At 70.1% G+C, this 22,968-nt stretch carries 21 protein-coding genes; 8 read left to right on the top strand and 13 right to left on the bottom strand.

From position 1 onward, the window contains the following. The first annotated feature begins 145 nt into the window (after positions 1-145). Genes AB0H49_RS32260 through AB0H49_RS32250 form a run of 3 tightly spaced genes read left to right on the top strand, consistent with a single transcriptional unit; the run spans position 146 to position 5,793 of the window. Complete coding sequence (locus tag AB0H49_RS32260) at positions 146-2,845, top strand: protein kinase (RefSeq protein ID WP_357256572.1); 2,700 nt, start codon at positions 146-148, stop codon at positions 2,843-2,845. Next, complete coding sequence (locus tag AB0H49_RS32255) at positions 2,842-5,031, top strand: serine/threonine-protein kinase (protein ID WP_357256570.1); 2,190 nt, start codon at positions 2,842-2,844, stop codon at positions 5,029-5,031. The genes AB0H49_RS32260 and AB0H49_RS32255 overlap by 4 nt, the downstream gene beginning before the upstream one ends. A 54-nt stretch (positions 5,032-5,085) precedes the next feature. Further along, on the top strand, positions 5,086-5,793 hold the full coding sequence (locus AB0H49_RS32250) for a cyclase family protein (RefSeq protein ID WP_357256568.1): 708 nt from the start codon (positions 5,086-5,088) through the stop codon (positions 5,791-5,793). 126 nt (positions 5,794-5,919) lie between these two features. On the opposite strand, the gene hpt is transcribed toward AB0H49_RS32250, so the two are convergent. From hpt to AB0H49_RS32230, 4 genes are all read right to left on the bottom strand, one after another. Then, positions 5,920-6,477: a hypoxanthine phosphoribosyltransferase gene (gene hpt / locus AB0H49_RS32245; protein WP_355000485.1), complete on the bottom strand. Its 558-nt coding sequence runs from the start codon at positions 6,475-6,477 to the stop codon at positions 5,920-5,922. A 54-nt stretch (positions 6,478-6,531) separates the two neighbouring features. Beyond that, positions 6,532-7,533 (bottom strand): tRNA lysidine(34) synthetase TilS, encoded by a 1,002-nt coding sequence (tilS, locus tag AB0H49_RS32240; RefSeq protein WP_357256565.1) that lies wholly within the window; start codon positions 7,531-7,533, stop codon positions 6,532-6,534. Between the two features lie 391 nt (positions 7,534-7,924). After that, positions 7,925-9,040, bottom strand: coding sequence for a zinc-dependent metalloprotease (locus tag AB0H49_RS32235; RefSeq protein WP_357256563.1), 1,116 nt, complete (start codon positions 9,038-9,040; stop codon positions 7,925-7,927). A gap of 13 nt (positions 9,041-9,053) precedes the next feature. Continuing rightward, positions 9,054-10,460 (bottom strand): D-alanyl-D-alanine carboxypeptidase, encoded by a 1,407-nt coding sequence (locus AB0H49_RS32230; protein WP_357256604.1) that lies wholly within the window; start codon positions 10,458-10,460, stop codon positions 9,054-9,056. Between the two features lie 231 nt (positions 10,461-10,691). Here AB0H49_RS32230 and AB0H49_RS32225 point away from each other — a divergent pair, with 231 nt between their 5' ends. Beyond that, on the top strand, positions 10,692-11,183 hold the full coding sequence (locus AB0H49_RS32225; protein ID WP_067789948.1) for an inorganic diphosphatase: 492 nt from the start codon (positions 10,692-10,694) through the stop codon (positions 11,181-11,183). A gap of 158 nt (positions 11,184-11,341) precedes the next feature. Here AB0H49_RS32225 and AB0H49_RS32220 read toward each other — a convergent pair whose 3' ends face one another. Continuing rightward, on the bottom strand, positions 11,342-11,584 hold the full coding sequence (locus AB0H49_RS32220; RefSeq protein ID WP_067789945.1) for a hypothetical protein: 243 nt from the start codon (positions 11,582-11,584) through the stop codon (positions 11,342-11,344). Positions 11,585-11,907: 323 nt separating this feature from the next. Between AB0H49_RS32220 and AB0H49_RS32215 the strand changes: the two genes are divergently transcribed. Then, positions 11,908-13,071 carry a serine hydrolase domain-containing protein gene (locus tag AB0H49_RS32215; RefSeq protein ID WP_357256560.1) on the top strand — a complete coding sequence of 388 codons (1,164 nt, stop codon included), beginning with the start codon at positions 11,908-11,910 and terminating at the stop codon, positions 13,069-13,071. Positions 13,072-13,142: 71 nt separating this feature from the next. Further along, positions 13,143-14,648: an alpha/beta hydrolase gene (locus AB0H49_RS32210; protein ID WP_357256559.1), complete on the top strand. Its 1,506-nt coding sequence runs from the start codon at positions 13,143-13,145 to the stop codon at positions 14,646-14,648. Here AB0H49_RS32210 and AB0H49_RS32205 read toward each other — a convergent pair. The 5 genes from AB0H49_RS32205 to AB0H49_RS32185 all read right to left on the bottom strand — a co-directional run bounded on the left by AB0H49_RS32205 (position 14,618) and on the right by AB0H49_RS32185 (position 19,700). Further along, the gene (locus tag AB0H49_RS32205; RefSeq protein ID WP_357256557.1) at positions 14,618-15,277 is read right to left on the bottom strand and encodes a response regulator transcription factor; all 660 of its coding nucleotides are present in this window, start codon (positions 15,275-15,277) and stop codon (positions 14,618-14,620) included. The two genes, AB0H49_RS32210 and AB0H49_RS32205, sit on opposite strands and share 31 nt — an antisense overlap. Next, complete coding sequence (locus AB0H49_RS32200) at positions 15,265-16,515, bottom strand: sensor domain-containing protein (RefSeq protein WP_357256555.1); 1,251 nt, start codon at positions 16,513-16,515, stop codon at positions 15,265-15,267. The genes AB0H49_RS32205 and AB0H49_RS32200 overlap by 13 nt, the downstream gene beginning before the upstream one ends. Next, positions 16,512-18,305 carry an MDR family MFS transporter gene (locus AB0H49_RS32195; protein WP_357256553.1) on the bottom strand — a complete coding sequence of 598 codons (1,794 nt, stop codon included), beginning with the start codon at positions 18,303-18,305 and terminating at the stop codon, positions 16,512-16,514. The genes AB0H49_RS32200 and AB0H49_RS32195 overlap by 4 nt, the downstream gene beginning before the upstream one ends. Beyond that, positions 18,302-18,799: a MarR family transcriptional regulator gene (locus AB0H49_RS32190; protein WP_355000489.1), complete on the bottom strand. Its 498-nt coding sequence runs from the start codon at positions 18,797-18,799 to the stop codon at positions 18,302-18,304. Before AB0H49_RS32190 ends, AB0H49_RS32195 begins: the two co-directional genes overlap by 4 nt. A 79-nt stretch (positions 18,800-18,878) precedes the next feature. After that, positions 18,879-19,700, bottom strand: a complete 822-nt coding sequence (locus tag AB0H49_RS32185; protein ID WP_355000490.1) for a crotonase/enoyl-CoA hydratase family protein — start codon at positions 19,698-19,700, stop codon at positions 18,879-18,881. Between the two features lie 110 nt (positions 19,701-19,810). Here AB0H49_RS32185 and AB0H49_RS32180 point away from each other — a divergent pair, with 110 nt between their 5' ends. Then, complete coding sequence (locus tag AB0H49_RS32180) at positions 19,811-20,287, top strand: YbaK/EbsC family protein (protein WP_355000491.1); 477 nt, start codon at positions 19,811-19,813, stop codon at positions 20,285-20,287. 99 nt (positions 20,288-20,386) lie between these two features. Further along, positions 20,387-20,938 carry a flavin reductase family protein gene (locus AB0H49_RS32175; protein WP_355000492.1) on the top strand — a complete coding sequence of 184 codons (552 nt, stop codon included), beginning with the start codon at positions 20,387-20,389 and terminating at the stop codon, positions 20,936-20,938. Positions 20,939-20,944: 6 nt separating this feature from the next. Here the strand turns inward: AB0H49_RS32175 and AB0H49_RS32170 are convergent, their stop codons facing one another. The 3 genes from AB0H49_RS32170 to AB0H49_RS32160 form a co-directional block, all read right to left on the bottom strand. Then, the gene (locus AB0H49_RS32170) at positions 20,945-21,238 is read right to left on the bottom strand and encodes a helix-turn-helix transcriptional regulator (protein WP_355000493.1); all 294 of its coding nucleotides are present in this window, start codon (positions 21,236-21,238) and stop codon (positions 20,945-20,947) included. Continuing rightward, positions 21,231-21,587 (bottom strand): type II toxin-antitoxin system RelE/ParE family toxin, encoded by a 357-nt coding sequence (locus tag AB0H49_RS32165; protein ID WP_357256550.1) that lies wholly within the window; start codon positions 21,585-21,587, stop codon positions 21,231-21,233. The genes AB0H49_RS32170 and AB0H49_RS32165 overlap by 8 nt, the downstream gene beginning before the upstream one ends. Positions 21,588-21,648: 61 nt before the next feature. Then, on the bottom strand, positions 21,649-22,968 hold the full coding sequence (locus tag AB0H49_RS32160) for an aminotransferase class V-fold PLP-dependent enzyme (protein WP_357256548.1): 1,320 nt from the start codon (positions 22,966-22,968) through the stop codon (positions 21,649-21,651).

Genomic DNA, 22,968 nt, shown 5'->3' with positions numbered 1-22,968 from the left:
GGGTGATCCGCTGTTGTGGCGCAAGTTATCATTCCCGATACTGCTCGGGGGACGATGACGTCGGGTGTGGCGGATTTTATCCGGTGCAGCCACCGACCGACCAGTGCGGATTTCCCGAACTCCGCCACAGCTAGTAGGTCCGAGAATGAGTGCCGACTCCGATAGAAATACCCGTCCGGATACGGCTTCCGACTCCGCGTCCGGCGGCCAGTTGCTCCGATCCGAGCTCGTCGCGGTGCAGGCCTTCACCGCGGCGTGGGCCGCCGCGATCAACATCGCCCCAGATGAGGGCCCCGGACCACTACCGGAGATCACCGCGTTCCTGCCCGACGCGCGCACCCTGCGCCGTGAGGCGCTCATCGCACTGATCCGGGTGGATATGCGGCACCGGTGGCTGCGAAAGCCCGCGCTCGGAGCGCGCCGCCAGGAAACGCCGCCGCCCGCGCCGCGGCGCAAACGACTGGCCGAATACTGCGCCGATTTCCCCGAGCTCGAACGCAAGAACATACCGGCCAGTTTGGTGTACGAGGAATTCGTCGTCCGGCGCCAGAGCGGCGAGCGCGTCGACCCGCGGGAATGCTTGCGCGAATATCCGAACCAGGCGGCCGAGTTACGCGGTCTGCTGAATGCCGACGACGTCGACCAGAGCACCCGCCGAACCCCGCCGGAGGCCCTCGACGACTCCACCCGACCGCCGATCGACGAGACCGACACGGCCGCACTCGACGAGACGCGCCAGTCCCCGATCGACGAATCCACCCGCGCCGCGTTCGACGGAACCATGCCCGCGACCGGCCCCGACCAGAGCTCCGCGCTGAACCGAACCACCACGTCCGTTCGTGGTACGGGGGTGAACCACACGGCGGAGGCTACGAGGGCCGCCGATCTGGGCGGAACAGAAACCGCGATCGGCACCACGATGGGTACCGGACCGGGTCGTCTCGACCCGCTGGACCGCATCGAGGTCGGTCAGCGCGTCGACGACTTCGACCTGCTGACCGGTCTCGGCAGCGGCGCCTTCGCCCGGGTCTTCCTGGCCAGGCAGCGGTCCATGCAGCGACTGGTCGCGGTGAAGATCTCCGCCGACCACGGCACTGAGCCACAGACCTTGGCCCAGCTGGATCACGACTACATCGTGCGGGTCTTCGATCAGCGCCTGCTCGACGCGGGCGAGGCGGGCGAGACCGCGCGGCGGTTGCGCCTGCTCTACATGCAGTTCCTGCCCGGCGGCACGCTGCTCGGCGTGCTGCGTTGGGTGCGCGCCACCCCGCCGGAGGAACGCAGCGGCCAGCTGCTGCTCGACGCGGTGGACGCGGCGATGGAGGAAAAGGGCGAGATCCGGCCGACCGATTCCAGCGTGCGCGCCGAGATCGCCGCGCTGAGCTGGCCGGAGACCGTCGCCTGGCTGGGCCGCAGGCTGGCCGAGGCGCTCGACTACGCCTCCGCGCACGGCGTGCTGCACCGCGACGTGAAACCCGCCAACGTGCTGCTCACCGCGGAGGCCGTGCCGAAGCTGGCCGATTTCAACATCAGCTTCAGCCGCAATGTCGAGGGCACGAGCCCGGTCGCCTACTTCGGCGGCTCGCTGGCCTACATGTCGCCCGAACAGCTGGAGGCCTGCCACCCCGGCCGCACCCGCTCCGCCGCCGACCTCGACACCCGCTCGGACATCTTCTCGCTCGGCGTGGTGCTGTGGGAGCTGCTCACCGGCGCGAAGCCCTACGACGACAGCACCGCGGGCGCGGGCCAGCGCGGCGACGACACCACGCTGGAAGCCATGCTGGAGCGGCGCTGCGTCGGCGTCGACGCCGCTGCGCTGGCCCGGGTACCGAAGGACTGCCCCGCCGCGCTGCGCCGCGTGCTGCTGACCTGCCTGCGACCGGAGCGCGACGAGCGCTGGTCCAACGGCGCGACGCTGGCCAAACAGCTCGACCTCTGCCTGGACGAGCGAGCGCGCGGGTTGGTCGACCCGACACCGGGGAGCTGGCGGGAGCGGCTGCAGCCCTACATCCTCCCGGTGATGGTGGTGGCCATCGCCGTGCCGAACATGCTCGCCTCGCTCTACAACATCCAGCACAACCAGAACCTCATCGTCGACCGAATGCCGGAGGACGCGCAACACACGTTCCTGATCCTCACCGGCGCGGTGAACGCGGTGTTCTTCCCGATCGGGTTCTTCACGATCATCTACTCGATGCGCTACATGCTGCGGGTGACCAAGGGACTGCGCAAGGGCAGACGGTACGACCCTGACACGCTGACCCGCGCCAGAACCGACACGCTGCTGCTCGGCGAGCGGGCGGTGGCCATCCCGTTCATGTTGTGGGTGCTCGCCGCGCTGACCTTCCCCGCCGTGATGCAGCTGTCCACCGGCGACGTCACCGGGCGCGACGTCGTGCACTTCATGGCCTCGCTGGTGGTCTGCGGCGCCATCGCCGGGTCGTATCCGTTCTTCCTGGCGACCTTCTACCTGATCCGCTGCATCTATCCGATCTTCTTGCGGCACGGGAACATCAGCGCCGAGGACGCTGGCAGATTGCGCGCGCTCGACCGGCGCTGCAACCTGTACCTCGCGATCGCGGCCTCGGTGCCACTACTCGCGGTAGCCGGGGTGACCTTCCTCCCGCCCGAGGACATCCCCATGGTGATCGTCGCGGTTCGCGTGCTCTGCGTGGGCGCCATCATCGCGTTCGTCGGGTCGTATTTGCTGTTCCGCGCGCTCGAGGCCGACCTGCGCGCGCTGGAGCGAGTGGTGGCGCCGAGCGGGGAGCCCGGCGCGTCGACCGCGCAAGGCGGCTCCGCCCGGTACGACAACCGCCCGCGCGCGGCCGCGGAGCGTCCATGACCGTCACGCACGTCGATCCGGTCGGACGCTTCACCGCCGCTTGGCGGCACTGCCTGCATGCCGCCAGCGAAAGCCCGCCGCACCTGGCCGACTACGTGCCCGACGGCACCGAGGTACGGACCGCCGTGCTCACCGACCTGGTCCGCATCGACCTGCGGCACCGCTGGAGCGGACGCGGGCCGGTCAAGCGCATCGCGGAGTATCGCGAGGAGTTTCCCGAGGTCGACGCCAGCCCGCAGCTGGCCGACCTGATCTGCGAGGAGTTCACCGCCCGGCGCGGACGCGGCCCACTGCCGCTGGAGGAATTCCTCGCGGAGTACCCCGAACTGGCCGACACCGTGCGCGCCCGGCTCACCGGCGAGCAGGGCCACGCCGGGGTTGTGCACGTCGACCGCGATCCCGCCGACCTCGCCCCCGGCCAGCGGGTCGACGACTTCGACCTGCGGACCGAACTCGGCAGCGGCCGCGCCGGTCGGGTGTTCCTGGCCAAGCAGCTGTCCATGCAGCGGGTGGTCGCGGTACGGATCGCGGCGGCGGGCGGTGCGGACCCGCAACCGATGGTCCAGCTCGACCACCCGAACATCGTCCGCGTCTTCGACCAGCGGGTGCTCGCGTTCGACGGTGAGATCGGCAGGCTGGTCTACATGCAGTACCTGCCGGGCGGCACCGCGGCGGAGGTGCTCGAGCGTCGCCGCGCGGCGGAATCGGCACAACGCCGCCGCGGCCAGGACGAGGCCATGGGCGGAGCGCTCCTACTCGACGCGCTGGACGCCGCCATCGAGGCCAAGGGCGAGATCCGGCCCGCGGACTCCCTGGTGCGCGCCGAGCTCGCCGAGCTCAGCTGGCCGGAGACGGTGGCGTGGATCGGCCGCCGCCTCGCCGACGCACTCGGTTACGCGGATCGCCACGGCATCGCCCACCACGCCATCGACCCCGCCAACGTTTTGTTCACCAGCGAAGGCACACCCAAGCTGGCCGACTTCGCGCCCGGCGACGGCACGACCACGCCACCCGATTCACCCGCGGCGCTTCGCGAGTGGCTCGCCTACCGCTCCCCCGAACAGCTCGCCGCCGCGCTCGACTCCGACGCACCGGCCCCGGACAGCCGCAGCGATCTCTACGCGCTCGGCATCCTGCTGTGGGAATTGCTGACCGGGACAAGGCCATTCGCCGACGACCCGCCCACCGTCGAGGCGGCGCTGCGGGCCCGCCGAGCGGGCGTGCCCGCGGCGGCGCTCGCGACGCTGCCCGCCGACTGCCCGCCCGCGCTGCGCCGCGTCCTGTTGACCTGCCTGGAGCCCGACCCGCTGCGGCGCTGGCGGAACGGCGCGGTGCTGGCCGAGCAATTGGACCTGTGTCTCGACCCGCGCGCCCGCGACCTGGTCGACCCGCCCGAGCACAGCTGGCGGGTGCGACTGCGCCCCTGGCGGGTGGTGCTGATCGCCCTGGCCATCGGGGTGCCCAACATCTTGGCCTCGATCTACAACATCGACCACAACAACATGCTGATGCACAGCAGGCAGTCCGCGCAGACGCAGCGGCAGTTCGAGATCTACTCGATCATCGTCAACGGCTTCGGCTTCGCCATCGGCACGGTGCTGCTGGTCTACCTGGCCAGATACCTGATCACGGTGCCGCACGGATTGGCCGCGGGCGTCCGCTACGACGAAGACGTGCTGCACAAGGCGCGTGCCTCGGCCGTGCGGCTCGGCGACTGGGCCGCGCTGATCATCTTCACCATGTGGCTGGTCTCCGGTCTGGTCTATCCGCTCGCGTTGCGCGGCACCCCCGACGTCGTATCCGCCAGCGACTACGCGCATTTCATGATCCTGCACACCGTCTCGGGCGTCATCGCGATGACGTATCCGTTCCTGCTGACGAACTTCTACCTCATCCGGTGCATATACCCGATGTTCTTGGGACAGGGCGGAATCGAGCGCTCCGAGGCGAACGACCTACGCGCGCTGCGCCGCCGCAGCGGCGTGTATCTGGTGCTCGCCGCGTCCATTCCGCTCATCGCGGTCGCAGGATCGACCCTGTTGCATCCCCCGGACCTGGCCAAAATCATCGTCGCACTGCGGATAATGTGCATCGCGAGCATCGTCGCCTTCGTCGCGGTCTATCTGCTGTTCCGGGCCATGGAACAGGATCTGTACGCGCTGCGGCGGAGGCAGGTGTACCCATGATGGCGTAGCTCTCCGCGTGAGTGGCGGGTTCGTAGGCACCACCCCAGGAGCACGATGAAGCCACCGTTCGGCAGACTTGTCAGCCTGTCGCATGTGCACGATCCGGCGACGACGCCGATCTTTCCCGGCGACCCGGAATTCCGCACCGATATCGTCGCCACCGTCGCCAACGACGGGTACTACCTGCGGTACATCCAGCAAGGCGAGCACACCGGAACGCATTGGGGCGCACCGATCCACTTCCACGCCGACGGGCTGGCGGCCGACGAACTGGACCTGGCCGATCTGCTGTTGCCCGCGGTGAAGATCGACGTCCGCGAGCGGTGCGCGGCGGACCGCGATTACGCCGTTACCGTGGACGATCTGCGGCGCTGGGAGTCGCGGCACGGCCGCATCCCGGACGGCGCGGCCGTGATCGCGTGGACCGGGTGGGACGCCAAGTGGGGCGGCCCCGACTTCATCGGCGTCGATGAATCGGCCGGTCGCCAGCCCGGATTCGCGGTGGAGACGGTGGAGTGGCTGTTGCGGACGGGACGGCTCGGCAGGCGCGGCGCGCTGGGCATCGACACCTTCGGACCCGATGTGTGCGCCGACGACACCTACGCGGTGTCCAAGCTGCTCTACCGTGAGCACCGGATCAGCCTGGAGTGCCTGGCGAATCTCGGTGAGCTACCCGCGACCGGCGCGTGGATCCTGGTCGGCGGGCCGCTCTATCGCGGTGGGTCGGGCTCGCCCGCAACGATTTTCGCGTTGCTGCCCTGAGTCGTCGTGGGCTGGTGCCCTGAGCTGTCGTGGGCTGGTGCCCTGAGCTGTCGTGGGCTGCTGCCCTGAGCTGTCGTGCCCTGGGCTGTTGTGGGCGAGTGCCCCGAGCTGTTCGGGCTGGGTGTCCTAGGCCCCGCCGTAGACCTTCGGGTCGAGGGTGCCGATGTAGGGCAGGTCGCGGTAGCGCTCGGCGTAGTCGAGGCCGTAGCCGACGACGAACTCGTTCGGGATGTCGAAGCCCACGTGGGCCACGTCGACGTGGGTGCGCAGCGCGTCCGGCTTGCGCAGCAGGGTGACCACCTCGAGCGAGGCCGGGTTGCGGGTGGACAGGTTGCGCTTGAGCCAGGACAGGGTCAGACCGGAGTCGATGATGTCCTCGACGATCAGCACGTTGCGGCCCGCGATGTCCTTGTCCAGGTCCTTCATGATCCGCACCACGCCCGAGGAGGAGGTGGACGAGCCGTAGGAGGAGACGGCCATGAATTCCATCTGGGTCGGGATGGGCAGCGCCTTGGCCAGATCGGTCATGAAGAAGATCGCGCCCTTGAGCACGCCGACCAGCAGCAGGTCGCCCTCGGGAGCGTCGGCCGGGTAGCGCTTGGCGATCAGCTCGGCAAGCTCCTGCGTCTTGGCGGCGATCTGTTCCTCGGTGATCAGCACCGACGCGATGTCGTCCCCGTACACGTCAGTTGGTTTCCCTTCCTGTGCGCCGCTGGTTTCGATCGATCCCGCTCGGCATCAGTCACTGCGCAGACATCGGTCTTGTTCGCGCAGTGTCAGCCTGCCATGTTCGCGCGCGGCAACCAACCTCGTGTCCGGTGACCCGCCGCCGACTGCCACCCCTCCCTGCCCGCGCCACGCCGTGACCAGGGCGTCCACCGCCCGTAAATGCTTGTCGGTCAGCGCTTTCGCTCCGCCGTGCAGCAGCCAGGAGCGGATCGCCCTGCGGCGCAGCGCGGCGGGCGCAGTGGCGAGCGTCTCGATCGACAGCGCCACCTCATCATCGGGGGCGCCGGAACCCTCGACGGCGGGGCCGGGTACCTTCGCGGCCTCCAGCAACTCGTCGGCAAGCACGTCGAGCAGCGCGCCGTCCTCGCGCAGCTGTTCGGCGGTGCGGGCCAGCGCGGCCGCGACGCCGCCGCCTAGGACGTCCTCGAGCAGCGGCAACGCCTCGGTGCGCAGCCGGACCCTGGTGAATTCGGTCGACAGGTTGTGCGGGTCCTCGTGCGGGGTGCGGCCGAGGTCGGCGCACATCTGGCGGGTCGTGGCCCGCCGGACACCGAGCAGAGGCCTGCCCCACGGTTCGGTGTAGGCGGCCATGCCCTGGATCGAGCGTCCGCCGGAACCGCGGGCGAGTCCGAGCAGCACGGTCTCGGCCTGATCGTCGAGGGTGTGGCCGAGCAGAACGGGCGCGCCGTGGCGGGCGGCGTCCATCGCGCCGTATCTGGCCGTGCGCGCCGCCGCTTCCAAGCCGCCTTCGGCGCCGACCTCCACCGCGAGCACGCGGGCCGATCGGCAGCCGAGCGCGAGGGCCGCGGCGGCCGCGTCCGCCGCCACCTGTCCCGAGCCTTCTTGCAGGCGATGGTCGACGATCAACGCGTCGACGTGCCGGATCTCGATGACCGCCGCGGCCGTCAGGGCCAGTGAATCCGCCCCGCCGGACAGCCCGACCGCGACGGAAGCGCCCTGCGCCAGATACTCCCCCGCCCAGGACCGCACCGCGCGCCGGACCTCGAGCACCGCCGCAGTCTCCGGCAATTTGCGCGGCCCACTCGAACCAGCGCCGCCCGCGCCCGAGCCAGTGCTGCCCGCACTCGAACCAGCACGGCCCACACTCGAACCAGCGCTGCCAGCGGTCGACCCGGTCGCCTCGCGCTGCCCGGGCGTCACTCGTACCGCACGGCCCATGGGGAGGACACTACCGAGTCCCGCCGCCTCCGAGACCGTGACGGGTTCACGGAAATCGCGGACTCGGCGCGCCGCCCGGCGCGCCGACGACCACCGTGCTCGGGCAGCGCCGCGAGCCGAGCCGTCGGCCGCACCGGACGCTGTGTGTCTCGCCGCTCCGCCGGTGCGGATCGTCCACATGCCGGGGCCGCGCGGCGATCCGCGGCCGGTCGCCGAAGTCCGCTCAGCCCAGTACGCGGGCGATCCAGCGGTCCGGGTTCTCGATCTCGTCCGGCCGGGGCAGCGTCTCGGGATTCGACCACACGACGTTGAACCGCTCCATGCCGACGCGGCCGACGACGTGGTCGACGAACGCCTTGCCGCGGACGTACTGCGCGACCTTCGCGTCCACGCCGAGCAGGGCCCGCAGAATGCGCTGTAGCGGGTTGGTCGGGCGCTTGCGGCGCTTGTCGAAGGCCGCGCGGATCTGCTCCACCGTCGGGATGACGGTGGGGCCGACGGCGTCCATCACGTGGTCGGCGTGGCCTTCGAGCAGGGTGCCGAGCATGAGCAGCCGGTCCAGGGCCTCGCGTTGCGGCGGCGCCTGGGTGGCGCGCAGCAGACCGACGACGCCGCGGGTGGCCGGATCGTCGGATGCGGTGCCGCGGCGGCGGTCGCGCAGTTCGTCGACCAAACGGGTGAGCATGTCGGTCAGCGGTTCGTCGCCGACCTCGGAAAGGATGTCGACGTTGTTGCGCATGTAGTCGGCCAGCCAGGGCGCGGAGGAGAACTGCACCCGGTGGGTCACCTCGTGCAGGCACACCCAGAACCGGAAGTCACCGGCCGGGACGCCGAGCGCGCGCTCGACGGCCATGATGTTGGGCGCGACGAGCAGCAGTGTGCCGTCCGGCCCGGTGAACGGGTCGTACTGGCCGAGGATGGCGGTGGAGAGGAACGCCAGCATCGCGCCCGCCTGCACACCCGCGGGCTTGCCCGCGAACGTGCCGCGGCCGTGCGGATCGCCGCCGGTGCCGGTGAGCTGGGCCATGGAGTCGGCGGCCGCGCCGATCCAGCCGGGCCGGTCGACGATGCGCGCCGCGGGCACGGGCTGATCGTCGAGCAGTCCGCTCACCTCGCGAACCGGTCCCTCGGCCCGCACCGACGCCTCGGCCAGCTCGGCGACCACCTGTTCGGCCGAGTACCGCGAGGTGCGCGGACCCGGCGGCACCAACGCCGATCCGGTACGCGCGGCCAAACGCCAGTCGACGGCGCCGGACAGGCCGGAGCGACGTCGCGCCTTGCCGTCCGATGCCGAATCGGCGACGGCGGATTCGCGTGTCTTGTCAGCGCCTTCGATCATGGTCAACCACCCGTCACGAGCATCCACAGTTGCGCAGCGTGCCTGCGATGGCGTCCAACGCGGGCCTGCTCACCTCCGGCGGCCGATCGTTCGACATCAACGCGAAGGTCAGCACCCGGCCATCCCGGTCGAGCACATATCCGACCAACGTGCTGGCCACCGAGAGAGTTCCGGTCTTGGCGCGCACCCATCCGGCGCCGCCGCGGTTCTGGGTGACATACCGGCTGGCCAGCGAGCCCGTCGCGCCCGCGACCGGCAGATCGTCCAGCATCGGCGCGAGGGTGGCCGCCAGCTTCTCGCCCGCGGGCCGAGCCTTGGTGCCGGTCGGCCGGGTCAGCGTGTCGTCGGTCGACTGGGCGGCGGTGGCGACGATCTTGTCCAGCAGGCGCGCGGGGATGCGGTCGTCGGTGGAGAGTCCGCTGGTGTCGTGCATCACCACCCCGTTCAGATCGAAACCCGCCTTCTCCAGTGTGGCGGCCACGGCGGCCACCGCGCCGGCGAACGACGGTTCGTGTCCGGTCGCCACCGCGATCTCCCGGCCGATGGTCTCGGCGAGCACATTGTCGGAGTAGACCATCATGTCGCGCAGCCGGTCGCGCAGCGGCGCGGACTGCACGCTCGCCACCTCGGCCGCACCCGGCGCCGCCTTGCCCGCGCGCACCCGAGACGGGTCGAGCCCGAGTTCGGTGGCCAGCCTGCGTCCGGCGTCCAGCGCTGGGGTCGAGCTGCGCGGGGAGTATTCGACGAGCGGCTCGACGCGTCCGCCGTCGATCATCACCGCTTCGATCGGCGCGATCGAGCCGCCGGGGATGTCGGCGTCCTCCCAGCCCTTCGCCATGGTCGGCCCGGCGAAGGCGGTGGTGTCGACCACGATGGTGTCCGCCGCGCTCCCGGCCAGCCTGATCTGCGCGACCAGGTCCGCGAGGCGCGGGCCCTTCGGGTAGTAGCCCTTGCCGTCGGCCTGCGCGGTGAGCGTCGGATCTCCGCCGCCGACCAGCACCAGTTCGTTCGGCGCCGATCCGGCGACCACCTTGGTGACGACCCGCTGGTCCGGCGGCAGCGCGAGCAGCGCGGCCGCGGTGGTGAGGATCTTGGCGGTGGACGAGGGGATCATCGGCGTGCCCGGATCCTGGCTCCACAGCGTGGTTCCGCTCTCGGCGTCGGTGACCACACCGGCGAACGTGCCGAGATCCGGATTGGCAAGCGCCCCGCCGAGCGCCGCCGCGACACCGGCCGGGCTCGGCGCGGGCGCGTTCGACGGCGCGGGAGCCACCTGCGGAAAAGGCTTGACCAGGGCGGGCGGCGCGGCGATAGTGAGCCCGCCGTGCCGGAATTCCGGGGTCCACGGCTGGACGACGACCAACGCACCGCCGGCGGCGATCAGCAGCACCCCGAAGGTCGCCCCGAATCCGATCCACATCCTGCGCCGCCGCCGCGCGGCCAAGTCACCGATATTTCTCTTCTTCCCACCAACCACGTACCCGTCGTCTCCCTGACTCGGCTGCCACGCACCACCGGCGCACCCATGCCCTTTTGAACCTCGGCCCCACCGATCACACTATCCTCGTTCCGCTACCGTTCCCCCGAACAACCTGGCGAGTCGGCGGTCGTGCCCGCTCGAGCCACCGGATGCAGCACAGAAGGAGATGGCGTGGAGTTCGACGTCACCATCGAGATCCCCAAGGGTTCCCGCAACAAGTACGAGGTCGATCACGAGACCGGCCGTGTTCGGCTCGATCGCTTCCTCTACACCTCCATGGCCTACCCGGCCGACTACGGCTTCATCGAGAACTCGCTCGGCGAGGACGGCGACCCGCTGGACGCGCTGGTCCTGCTGCCCGACTCGGTGTTCCCCGGCGTGATCGTCGAGGCGCGCCCGGTCGCCATGTACAAGATGGAGGACGAGGCGGGCGGCGACGCCAAGGTGCTGTGCGTGCCCGCGGGCGATCCGCGCTGGGACCACATCCAGGACCTGGCCGACGTGCCGGAGTTCGAGCTCGCCGCGATCAAGCACTTCTTCGAGCGCTACAAGGACCTGGAGCCGGGCAAGTACGTCAAGGGCTCGGAGTGGGTCGGTCGCGCCGAGGCCGAGGCCGAGGTGGAAGCCTCCTTCAAGCGTCTGCAGGAGAAGGGCGGCCACTGAGTCACCCGACGAAGGCGGGAGGTCCGTACGGACCTCCCGCCTTTTTCGTTTCCCGAATGGGTTGTCCCCGTACGCGAAAGGGACGCCCGGCCTGCGCCGGACGTCCCTGGGGATCCGATCACGGTGCGAGAGCGCCGATTACGGGTGGTTTCGCGGGATCAGTAGTAGATGTAGAGGTCCCAGCCGTCCCAGGCCTCGACGCACTCCCAGTAGTAGCCGCCGGTGCTGGGCGAGACGCCGTCGGCGCGGCAGGCCTCGAAGGTGGCGTAGGTGCCGATGTAGGTGGCCCCGTAGCCGGTGGCCTGGTAGGTCGGCGCGGCGTTGGCCGTCGCAGCCGTCGACACCCCGGCGACGGCTGCGGTGGCAAGAAGGCCCGCGGCGAGGAAGGACTTGATTCGCATTTCACTGCTCCTGGAAAGCGAGGTTGATGTTGACCTCTCTCAAGGTAGGGAGCGAAACGCCGCTGAACAGCCACCCCTAGGGCTCGAACACCCGCCCCCTCGGGCGATTCCACCTTCTCCACCCTGCACGGGCCGCCACGCCTGCCGGAATACGCGACAACGGGCCGGGAAGGGTAGTGCTGGCACTACCCCTGAAATCCGGTGCGCACCACCACGAATTCGGGTGTGAGCGTCATGGGCACGGCGAGCTCGCGTTCCTAGCCTCGAAATCGTCGGGCGCACAAGCGTTGCGTCGCATCGAGCACAGGAGGAACGCACAGCTCATGATCGTTTTTCGACGCCATGCGGCCGCGGCGGGGATTTGCCTGGTCGCGCTGTTCGGCGCGCAGGCTTGCGGCGACGCCGCGCCAGCCGATGACGGTCGCACCGCGGCGATCCAGCGGGCGCTGGACGCTACGGTGCGCGGCGGCTTCCCCGGCGCGCAGGCGGTGCTGACCACCGATGCGGGCGATCGCACAGTTACCGCGGGCGTCGGCGACATCGCCACGGGTGCCCCGATTCCCGCCGACGCGCGCGTGCGAATCGGCAGCAACACGAAGACATTCGTCGCGACGGTCGTGCTGCAACTGGCCGCCGAGGGCAAGGTCGAATTGGATGCGCCCATCGAGCGTTACCTTCCGGGAGTGGTTCGCGGCAGCGGCAACGACGGGAATCGCGTCACAGTCCGTCACCTGCTCCAGCACACCAGCGGCCTGCCCGATTACCTGGCGGGGGGCGATCCCGAACTGCGCGCCGAACACGGTACGCGACAGCTCGAGGTCGATACCGAAGCCGTGCGCACGCACCGGTACGACGCCGCCGAACTGGTGGGCCTGGCGATGACGATGCCGCCGCGGTTCGAGCCCGGCGCTCGCTCGGTGTACACCAACACCAACTACGTTCTACTCGGCATGCTGATCCGGCAAACGACCGGCCGGACCACGGCCGCCGAGATCACGGCGCGGATCATCGAGCCGCTCGGCCTGCGCGACACCTGGTTTCCCGCCTCGGGCGAGATCGGGATCCGCGGACCGCATCCCGTCGGCTACCAGCAGGTCGACGGCGCGCGCGTCGACTTCACCGAGCTGGATCCCTCCTGGGCCGACGCCGCAGGCGCGATGATCGCCACCGGCGCCGACCTGAACCGATTCTTCCGCGCGCTGCTGAACGGCCGCCTGCTGCCCGCCGCGCAACTCGACGAGATGCGACACACCGTGCCCTTCGACCGGATGCCAGGGGCCGGTTACGGATTGGGCCTCATCCAGCTACCGACGTCCTGCGGCAAGGAGGTCTGGGGGCACGGCGGGAGCATCCCAGGGTTCGAGACCCGCAACGGCGTCACCGCCGACGGACACGCGGTGACCGTGATCGTGAACGAGTTGCCGACCACCGAGGAGGATGCGGCGCTCGTGCAGCAAACGTTCGACGCGGCGGTCTGCGCGGCGTGACCCCGCTCCAACGGCCCTTGTCCCGCCCCGCGCCGCACACGGCTCGGTCGAACGAAATCGGAGTCTTCACAATGAATCTCGGAAAACTGATCGCGGCAGGAACGGCTACCCTCGCCGCGCTGCTGACCGCCGCGCCGGCAACGGCCGACGCGGGGCTCGACCGCTTCTACCACCAGCGATTGACCTGGAAATCTTGCGGCGATCCGCGCCTCGACCCGCTCGGCGCACAGTGCGCGGACGTCACGGTCCCGCTGGATTACGCTGCGCCCGAAGGGCGGACCCTCACCGTGGTCGTTTCCCGCATCCCGGCCGCCGATCCCGCGCAGCGACGCGGAGTCGTGCTGTCGAACCCGGGCGGCCCCGGCGGCGCGGGCCTGGACGCCATGGTGGACGTCCGCGAGGCGATGACCGACGAGGTGCGGGCCCGCTACGACCTCATCGGTATGGACCCGCGTGGCGTCGGCCGATCGAACCCGGTGAACTGCCGCTGGCCGCGCGGCTTCGCCTTGCAGTCGGCGGGCGTCGACGCCGCGAGCTACGCCGAATCCGTCGCGCAGCAAGCCGAACTCGCGGCGCGCTGCGTGGCGACCGAAGGTGAGCGGATCCGGCACATCACCACCCGCAACACCGCGCGCGACATGGACGTCGTCCGCGGCGCGCTCGGCGAGGACCGGATCAACTATTTCGGCACCTCCTACGGCACCTATCTCGGCGCGGTCTACACCCAGATGTTCCCGCGGCGCGCCGACCGCGTCGTACTGGACAGCTCGGTGGACCCGCAGCGCTACGGTCCGGTCGGCATGGTCCAGGATATGGGCCCGGCCAACGAGGCCGCCTTCGATCGGTGGGCCGACTGGGCCGCCGACCGCGACAGCGAGTACCGCTTCGGCGCCGACCGTGCCGCCGTCCGCGCCACAGTGCTCGATCTGGTCCGGCGCGCGAACGAGCGGCCCATCCGGCTCGGCGAATTCGAGCTGGACGACCACAGCGTGCCGATGGTGCTGTTCGTCGGACTGGACGATCCTCGTCAGTACGAGCAGGTGGCGAACCAGCTGCGCCAGCTCCTGGACGCGGCAGCGGGCGCGCCGGTGGCGCCGAGTCCGGAACTCGCCGCCGTCCTCGCGTTCATGCTGGCCGCGCGGCCGAGCGACAATTCGGCGCAGATGGCGATCATGTGCGGTGACGTGAGCGCACCGCGCGACCCGGCCTGGTACTGGCGCAACATCGAGGCGAACCGGGCGAACCAGCCGCTGTTCGGCGCGTTCGCCAACAACATCACGCCGTGCGCGTTCTGGTCGGCGCCGATCGAAAGCCCCACGGTCATCGGCAATTCCGTGCCGAGCCTGATCGTGCAGGCCACCGGCGACACCCGCACCACCTACCCTGGGGCGCTCGCCATGCACCGCGCGCTGACCGGTTCCCGCATGGTCACCTTGCAGGATGTGCCGGTCCACTCGGTCTTCGGGCGCTATCCGAACGATTGCGTCGACGCCGCGGTCAACACCTACTTCCGCGACGGCACGCTGCCCGCCGGCGACCTGACCTGTCAGGATGTTCCGGGACGGGCGTTGAGGTAGGCGAGCACGGCGAGCACCCTGCGGTGTCCCGCCTCGTCGGCGGACAAGCTCAGTTTCGCGAAGATGCTCCGAATGTGTTTGTGCACAGCGCCTTCGGTGACGACGAGCCGTTCGGCGATGGCCGGGTTGGCGTGGCCCTCGGCCATCAGCGCGAGCACCTCCCGCTCCCGCGCGGTCAGCGCGGCGAGCGGGTCGTCGGCCCTGCGCCGCACCAGCAGCTGAGAGACCACCTCCGGGTCCATGGCCGTACCGCCCTCGGCGACGCGGAGCAGCGACTCCAGGAACCTGTCCACCTTGCCGACCCGTTCCTTCAGCAGATAGCCGATGCCACCCGCGCCGTCGCCGAGTAGCTCGGCGGCGTAGCTGTCCTCCACGTAGGCCGAGAGCACCAGCACCGGCAGCCCGGGGTGGATCGCGCGGGCGCGCACCGCCGCGCGCAGCCCGTCGTCGGTGAAGGTGGGCGGGAGCCGGACGTCGACGACGACCGCGTCCGGACGGTCGGCGCTGACGGCGGACAGGAAGTCGTCGGCGTTGTCGACGGCCGCGGCCACCTCGATGCCCGCGGTCTGCAGCAACAGCACGAGACCCTCTCGCAGGAGGGCGTCGTCTTCGGCGATCACAACCCGCACGGCAGCTCCACTCGCACCACAGTAGGCCCACCGCGTGGACTGTCCAGCGTCATCCGGCCGTCGAGCGCCTCGGCCCTGCGCCGGATGCCTGCCAGTCCGCCGCCTTCGGTCGGCTCGGCGCCGCCGACGCCATCGTCGCGGATCTCGACGACCAACCGCTGCATCGTCCCACCGAGGCTGACCGAAAGATGTTCGGCTCGCGAGTGTTTGGTGGCGTTGGTCAGCGCCTCGGCGATCACGAAGTATGCCGCCGCCTCGACCGCCATGGGACGCCGGCCCGCGGCGCCGAGGTCGACGACGCACGGAATCGGACTGCGCGCGGCCAGCGCGGAGACGGCGCTGGCCAGACCGCGGTCCGACAGCACCGGCGGGTAGACGCTGCGCACCACGTCGCGCAGTTCGGCGAGCGCCGCGGCGGCGGTGTCCTGGGCGGTGCGCACGATGTCGGCGGCGGCCTCGGCATCCCGCTCACGCAGTTGCTCGGCCAGCCCGAGCTGCATGATCACGGCCGCGATCCTGGCCTGTGCGCCGTCGTGCAGGTCGCGTTCGATGCGGCGCAGTTCGGCGCCGTGCGCGTCGAGGGCGGCGGCCCGCGTGGCGGTCAGCTCGGCCACTCGGTGGGCGAGCACCGCGCCCTCGTCCGGCGCGAGCAGCGCCCTTGCCGCCCGCGCCTGACCTTCGGCGAGTGCCGGAAGACGCAACGCCACCGCGCCGACCGGGACAGCGATCAGCAGACTCAGGAAAGCTCGCGGCCAGGAGTCGACGACGAATCCGAAGTTGGTGATGGCGCCCTCGGGCAGCAGCCGCCAATACGCCGGGATCAGCGCCTGATTCACAGCGCTCACCGGGAGCGCGACCGCGAGCGCGGCCAGCGGGAACCCGGTCAGCGCGTGCAGTACCAGCCAGCCGAGATCGCGCCGGTTGGCCGGGTCCGCGACCAGCGTGGCCAGTCGTTCCCGCAGGTCTCCGGTCAGCGGCCGGTAGATCTGCTCGATCGTAGTGCCGAGCCGCGCCGCCGCCCTTCGCCTCTCGAACCCGAGCAGCGGGCGCAGCAGCCGCGCCGCCTCGGGCAGCGCCGGTATGCCCACCCCGATCAGGCTCAGCACCGCCACGACGAACAACCCCAGCGCGGCGAACAGCGCGAGCAGGCCGGTGACGCCGCCGATCGCCAGGTAACCGACGGCCGCGGGCAGTCGCCGCAGCCGTTCGGTGAATCGGCGCCACCAGCCGTCGGTCACGAACCCGGGCCGTCCGCACCGCGCCGCGCGCTTTCCCGATCCGCGCTCTTGTCCAGCGGCGGCTCCACCGTCGCACCGCCCGGCAGCGGCAGGCCGGTCTGCTCGATGACCCGCGCCTCGACATCCACCACCGATTCGGCTTTGTCGTTCGCCGCCTGGATGCCGCTGACCATGCGCAGCGGCACTTCCTTCCAGAACAGCACGAGCACCAGCGCGAGCAGCGCGAGGCAGGTGACGGCGAGGAACACCGTCGACATGGAGTCGGCGAAACCGACCTGGAAGGGCCTGGCCAGCTCCGGGCTCAGCTGCTGGACGATCGAGCTGTCCTTCAGCACCTCGCCTGCGGCCGAAGTGTCTTGGGCGAGCAAACCTTTGGCCAATGCGGCGTCGGCGGGATTGCCGCTCTGCGCACCGGCGAGGACGGCCTGTGCGAACTCCGGATCGCGCGCGGCGGCGCGCAGTTCGTCGGTGATGTTCGGCGTCATTCGCGCGAACAGGATGGACAGGAACACCGCGACGCCCAGCGTGCCGCCGATCTGCCGGAAGAAGGTGGCGGCCGCGGTGGAAACGCCCATGTCCTTGGGCGGCAACGCGTTCTGCAAGGCGAGGGTGAGCGGCTGCATGAGGTTGCCGAGACCGAACCCGGTGCAGGCCATGAAGAGCATGGCCAGCCACAGCGGGCTGTCCGCGTCCAGGAAATGCAGCAGGAACAGGCCGAGCGTCAGCGTGGTCGCGCCGATGATCGGGAAGATCCGGTAGCGGCCGGTTCGCGAGATCAACTGGCCGGACAGGATCGAGCCGAGCATCAGCCCCAGCACCATCGGCAGCATTTGCAGACCGGCCATCGTCGGGCTCGCCCCGCGAACGACCTGGAGGTACTGCGGCAGCAGCGAGATGCCGCCGAACATGGCCGCGCCGACCACGAACGAGATGACGACGCCGAGCGCGAAAGTCCGGTTGCCGAAGATTCGCAGGGGGATCAGCGCCGCGTCCTTCAGCCCCTTCTCGACCACGACGAACCCGACGACGCCGAGCGCGCCGATCACGTAGCAGACCACCGAAGGCACGCTGCCCCAACCCCATTCGCGCCCCTGTTCGGCGACGACGAGCAGCGGCACCAGTCCGACGGCCAGCACGAGCACACCCCACCAGTCGACCCGATCGGTGGAGTGCGGCTTCTTCGGCAGGCGCAGCACCCGCGAGACCACCGCGAGCGCCACCAGCCCCACCGGCACGTTGACCAGGAACACCCAGCGCCAGCCGCTGACGCCGAGGATGGTGTCCTGCCCGGCGAGAATGCCGCCGAGCACCGGGCCGATCACGCTGGACGTGCCGAACACCGCGAGGAAATAGCCCTGGTAGCGGGCGCGTTCGCGGGGGCCGACGATGTCGCCGAGGATGGCGAGGGCCAGCGACATCAGCCCGCCCGCGCCCATGCCCTGGACGGCGCGGAAGGCGGCCAGCTGGTACATCGACTGGGCGAGCGTGCACAGCAGCGAGCCGACGACGAAGATGCTGATGGCGGCCATGAAGAACGGCTTGCGGCCGAACATGTCCGACAACTTGCCGTAGAGCGGCGTGGTGAGAGTGGCGGTGATCAGGTAGGCGGTGGTGGCCCAGGCTTGCAGCGCGTAGCCATCGAGATCGTCGGCGATGGTGCGGATCGCCGTCGAGACGATGGTCTGGTCCAGCGAGGAGAGCAGCATGCCGAGCATGAGCCCGCTGAGGATGGTCAGGATCTGCCGGTGGGTGAATCCCGCCTGCGGCGTCACAGCGGTCGGAGTGGTCACGAACGCCGCTCCGCTTCATCCGGATTCGTGAGCCGCGGCCCGGCGACCATCGCGGGTCGCGCGCGTTCGAAATCGTCGACGAACTGGCGCAGCAGGTCCGCGAAGAGCGCGCGGTCGTCCGGCGTCCAGTCGGCCATCACCAGAGTGAGGTTGTCGTGGCGGCGCCTGCGGATACGCTCGGCCACCTCCCGCCCCCGCTTGGTCACCTCGAGCACCGTCGCGCGTCCGTCGGCGGGGTCGGCCGTCCGCCGGACCAGCTCGCGCTCGACCAGCTGGGCGACCTGACGGCTGACCGTCGACGCGTCGGAGAACACCGCCTCGGCCAGCGCGCCCGAGCGCATCGGGCCGTCGCACAGCAGCCGGAACAGCACGGCGAACACAGCCGGGTCCACGCCGTCCGTGGTGCGGATCTGCAAGGCGGTCCGGTCGCGGATGCGCTGGAGCCGGGTCAGTTGCACCGCGATGGTGTCGATCGAAAGGTCGTCCGCGTCCACGCACCGCCACCTTTACTTGCGCCAATCAATTAGTTGTCCGTCGCAAGTATGTGGGTGCGTGGACGCCGGAAGCAAACGCCTATCGACCCTTGAACTGCGGCTCGCGCTTCTCGAAGACGGCCTGGATGGCCTCGGTCAGGTCCTCCGACGGCAGGAAGGCCGCGTTCCACGCCGAGACGTAGCGCAGCCCCTCGGCCACCTCCGACGCGCGCTTCTGGTCCAGCACGTCCTTCACGCCCTGCACCACCAGCGGCGGGTTCGCGGCGATCTCGCGCGCCATCGCGTGCGCCGCGTCCAGCACGGCTTCCTGGTCCGGGTACACGTCGTTGACCAGGCCGATCCTCTCGGCGCGCGCGGCGTCGATGTCCTTGCCGGTGTAGGCGAGCTCGCGCAGGTGGCCCTCGCCGATGATGCCGGGCAGCCGGTGCAGCGAACCGATGTCGGCGACGATCGCGACCTTGGCCTCGCGCAGGCTGAACTTGGCTTCCGCGCTGGCCAGCCGCACGTCGACGGCCGCGATCAGGTCGAGGCCGCCGCCGATGCACCAGCCGGAGATGGCCGCGATCACCGGCTTGGTGCACTCGGCCACCGCGGTGACCGAGTCCTGCATCCGCCGGATCTCCTTGAGGAAGTCGGTGCGCGGCGCGGCCAGCGCCTTGTCGGCGAGCAGCGGACCGAAGGTGCCCGCCATGGCCGGGAGGTCGAGGCCGTAGGAGAAGTGCTTGCCCGCGCCGGTGAGCACGATGGCGCGCACCTCGGGATCGGCGTCGAGACCGCGGAAGATCTCGGGAAGTTCGCGCCAGAAGTCCGGGCCCATCGCGTTGCCCTTGCCGGGGCCGGTCAACGTCACCTGCGCGACGTGGTCCTTTGTCTCGACGGTGAAAGCCTGCCAGTCAGTCATTTGTACAGCGTATACGCCGCTTGCGCGGGCCGTCAGGGGGAATGCGCCGAGGCAGGAACGCGGTCTGTTCTCGGCAGGAGCAAATGCGCGGTTTTGCTTACCCTGGATCCATGAGCAGGGCCCAGCTACCTCCGGTCGCCTGCCGGGTCGCCGACACGCTGATCGCGCGCGGCCATCACGGTGTCATCCTCCGCCAACCCACACCCACCCGCACTGCCGCCGACGCGGCACGCGCCCTCGGCGTCGAGGTGGGAGCGATCACCAAATCGCTTGTGTTCCTGCTCGATCAGGACCCGGTGCTGCTGCTGGTCTCCGGCGCGCACAACGTGGACCTGACGCAGACCGGCGCACGATTGGAAGGCACGCTCACTCGCGCGCCCGCGGCGCTGGTGCGCGAGGTGACCGGTCAGCCGATCGGCGGGGTCGCGCCGGTCGGACATCCCACCAACCTGCCGACCTGGGTGGACAACGCGCTGGCCAGGCACCAGGAGCTGTGGGCGGCGGGCGGGCATCCGAACACGCTGTTCCGTACGTCCTTCCGGGAGTTGGTGCGGATCACCGCCGGGCTTCCGATCGATGTGGACTGAATCTCACACCGCCGCATGAGCTGCGGGTTTCCGGGGCGAACGGCAATCGAACAACAATCGCCCGGCCCGGAGCGGGCGAATCGGGCGTACGTTCGTCATGTGACCGAAGCACCGCAGCCGCACACCGGCGTCCGGATCCCCGACGACCTGAGCGGCATCACCGCCGAGCAGTACCGCGCGTCCATGCGTCACTATCCGGCGGGCGTCACCGTGGTCACGCTCTCCTGCCCGAAGGGACCGGTCGGCTTCACCGCGACCTCCTTCGCCTCGCTCTCGCTGGAACCGCCGCTGGTGTCGTTCAACATCGCGCACACCTCGTCCAGCATGGCCGCGATGCTCGACGCCGATTCCGTGGTCATCCACTTCCTGGGCGAACACCAGCAGCACATCGCCAAGCGCTTCTCCCGCTCCGCCGAGGAACGCTTCACCGACCGCTCCCTGTGGACCACGCTGGACACCGGCGAACCCGTCCTGCACGGCACCCCCATCTGGGTCCGCGCCGTTGTCCAGCAACTCATCCCCATCGGCGACCACACCTTCGTCGTCGGCCTGGTCACCCGCGTCCACGACAACACCGACGAAAAGCCCGCCGCCGCACCGCTGTTGTACTACAACGGCCGCTACCACCGCCCGTCCTCCCTGGAGGGCTGAGCGAGTTCAGGCGACTCGCGGCTTCACCTCGACGACGAGATCCGCGTCCAGCGCGCCCGCCAAGCGCTCCAGCACGGGCAGACTCGGAATCGTCCCGCCCGCCTCGAAACGAGCTACCGCCGACTGGGTCATCCCGGCGGCCTGAGCGAGCGTGGTCTGGCTCCAGCCCCTGCCCTCCCGCATCTGCCGGATGGTGCGACCGAGCTGATAGGCCAATTTCGCAGCGGCGTAAGCCTCTTCCGCCCCCGGCTCGCGCATGCGCCGGTCCCTGATCTCCGCCCAGTCCGATCGCTCACCCATGGATCTCAACCTCCTCGGCCGTATGCCGCTCGGCCATACAGCGCTCCATAGCGCGCCGTGCTCGCTCGATCTCAGCCCGCTCCCGCATTCGCTGCTTGGCAAACACAGTAAGCAACACGATCCGGCGGCCCGAGGCAATCCAGTAGGTCACCCGGAATGCGTTGCTGTCGAGGTCGAACCGCAGCTCGCGCCGCTTTCCGTCCAGCTGACGAGTGTGCGGTTCGCCGAGCAGTGGCCCCACGTCGGCCAATAGGTCGATGTGGAACGCCACCCTCGCGAACATCGTGGTTGGAAGTGCTTCCAGCCATGCGCGTACCTCCGGCTCCAACTCGACGGTACCCCATCCCATAGCGCAGATGCTATATAGCGCCGTCGCTATGTCGTCGCTTTTCGACGGATCTTGCAGCGGCTTATGCGATCAGGCAGGGGGTGGCGCCGGTGGACGGGTCGGCGGTGAAGGGGCGGGTTTCGGGGGTGGGGTTCCAGAGGCCGTCGGTTTCGGCGTAGTTCCAGGAGGGGCCGCGGTGGACCAGGGTGGCGACGGCGTCGACGAGGCGGTCGATGTCGGCGGGGGTGGTGCCGAGGCCGATGCTGGCGCGCAGTGCGCCGTCGAGGCCGAGGCGGGCGAGCAGCGGGTGGGCGCAAAAGCGGCCGTCGCGCACACCGATGGCGTGTTCGGCGGAGAGGTAGGCGGCGACGTGGCCGGGCGCGAAGCCCGCGACGGTGAACGCCACGATGCCGACGGAATCGGGACTGTCGGACCAGATGCGCAGCGTCTCGACGCCCGGGATGGCACACAGTCCCTCGCGCAGGCGGTCGGCAAGCAGGCGTTCGTGCGCGGCCAACCCCACGGGATCGATGGCGGCGAGCGCGTCACAGGCGGCGGCGATCGCGGCCGCGCCCAGCACGTTCGGCGACCCCGCCTCGTGCCGCTGCGGCGCGGGCGCCCATTCGGCGCGCTCGGTGCTCACCGCGCGCACCGCACCGCCGCCCGCGAGATAGGGCTCGGCCCGATCCAGCCAGTCGCGGCGGCCGACAAGCACACCCGCACCGAACGGCGCGTACAGCTTGTGACCCGAGAAGGCGAGGTAGTCGATCCCCGCCTCCCGCAGACTGATTCGCCGGTGCGGCGCGAGCTGGGCCGCGTCGACCAGGATGCGCGCGCCACACTGGTGCGCGATGTCGGCGAGCCGCTCCAACGGCAGCACCTCCCCGGTGACATTCGACGCCCCCGTCACCGCGAGCAGTGCGGCGGGCTTGCTGCACAGCTCCGCCACCAGCAACCGGATGGTCTCGGCGACGGTGTCGGCAGCGCGCACCACGCGGCGTCCGTGCCGCGTCCACGGCAGGAAATTGGCGTGATGCTCGATGTCGAGCACCACGGTGTCGCCCGGCACACAGGACGCCAGCAGGTTCAGCGAATCGGTGGTGTTGCGGGTGAACACCACCACCTGGTCGTCGGCGGCGTCGAGGAAACGGGCGACCGAACCGCGCGCGGCCTCGTAGCACTCGGTGGAGATGCGCGAGGCGTAGCCCGCGCCGCGGTGCACGCTGGCGTAGTACGGCAGCAGCCGCTGGATCCGGTCGGTGACCTGGGCCAGCGCCGGCGCGCTCGCGGCGTAGTCGAAGTTGGCGTAGGTGCGGGTTCCACCCTGCACGAGCGGCACCGGCAGATCGTCACCCGAAACGCGGGCGAAGGCGGCACAGGTCTGGTCCACAACAGCGGTCAT

The sequence above is a fragment of the Nocardia sp. NPDC050713 genome (genome assembly GCF_040654315.1).
Classification (GTDB): domain Bacteria; phylum Actinomycetota; class Actinomycetes; order Mycobacteriales; family Mycobacteriaceae; genus Nocardia.
Note: the sequence above shows the minus strand (reverse complement) of the source record. Positions and strands in the feature narration are given on the sequence as shown.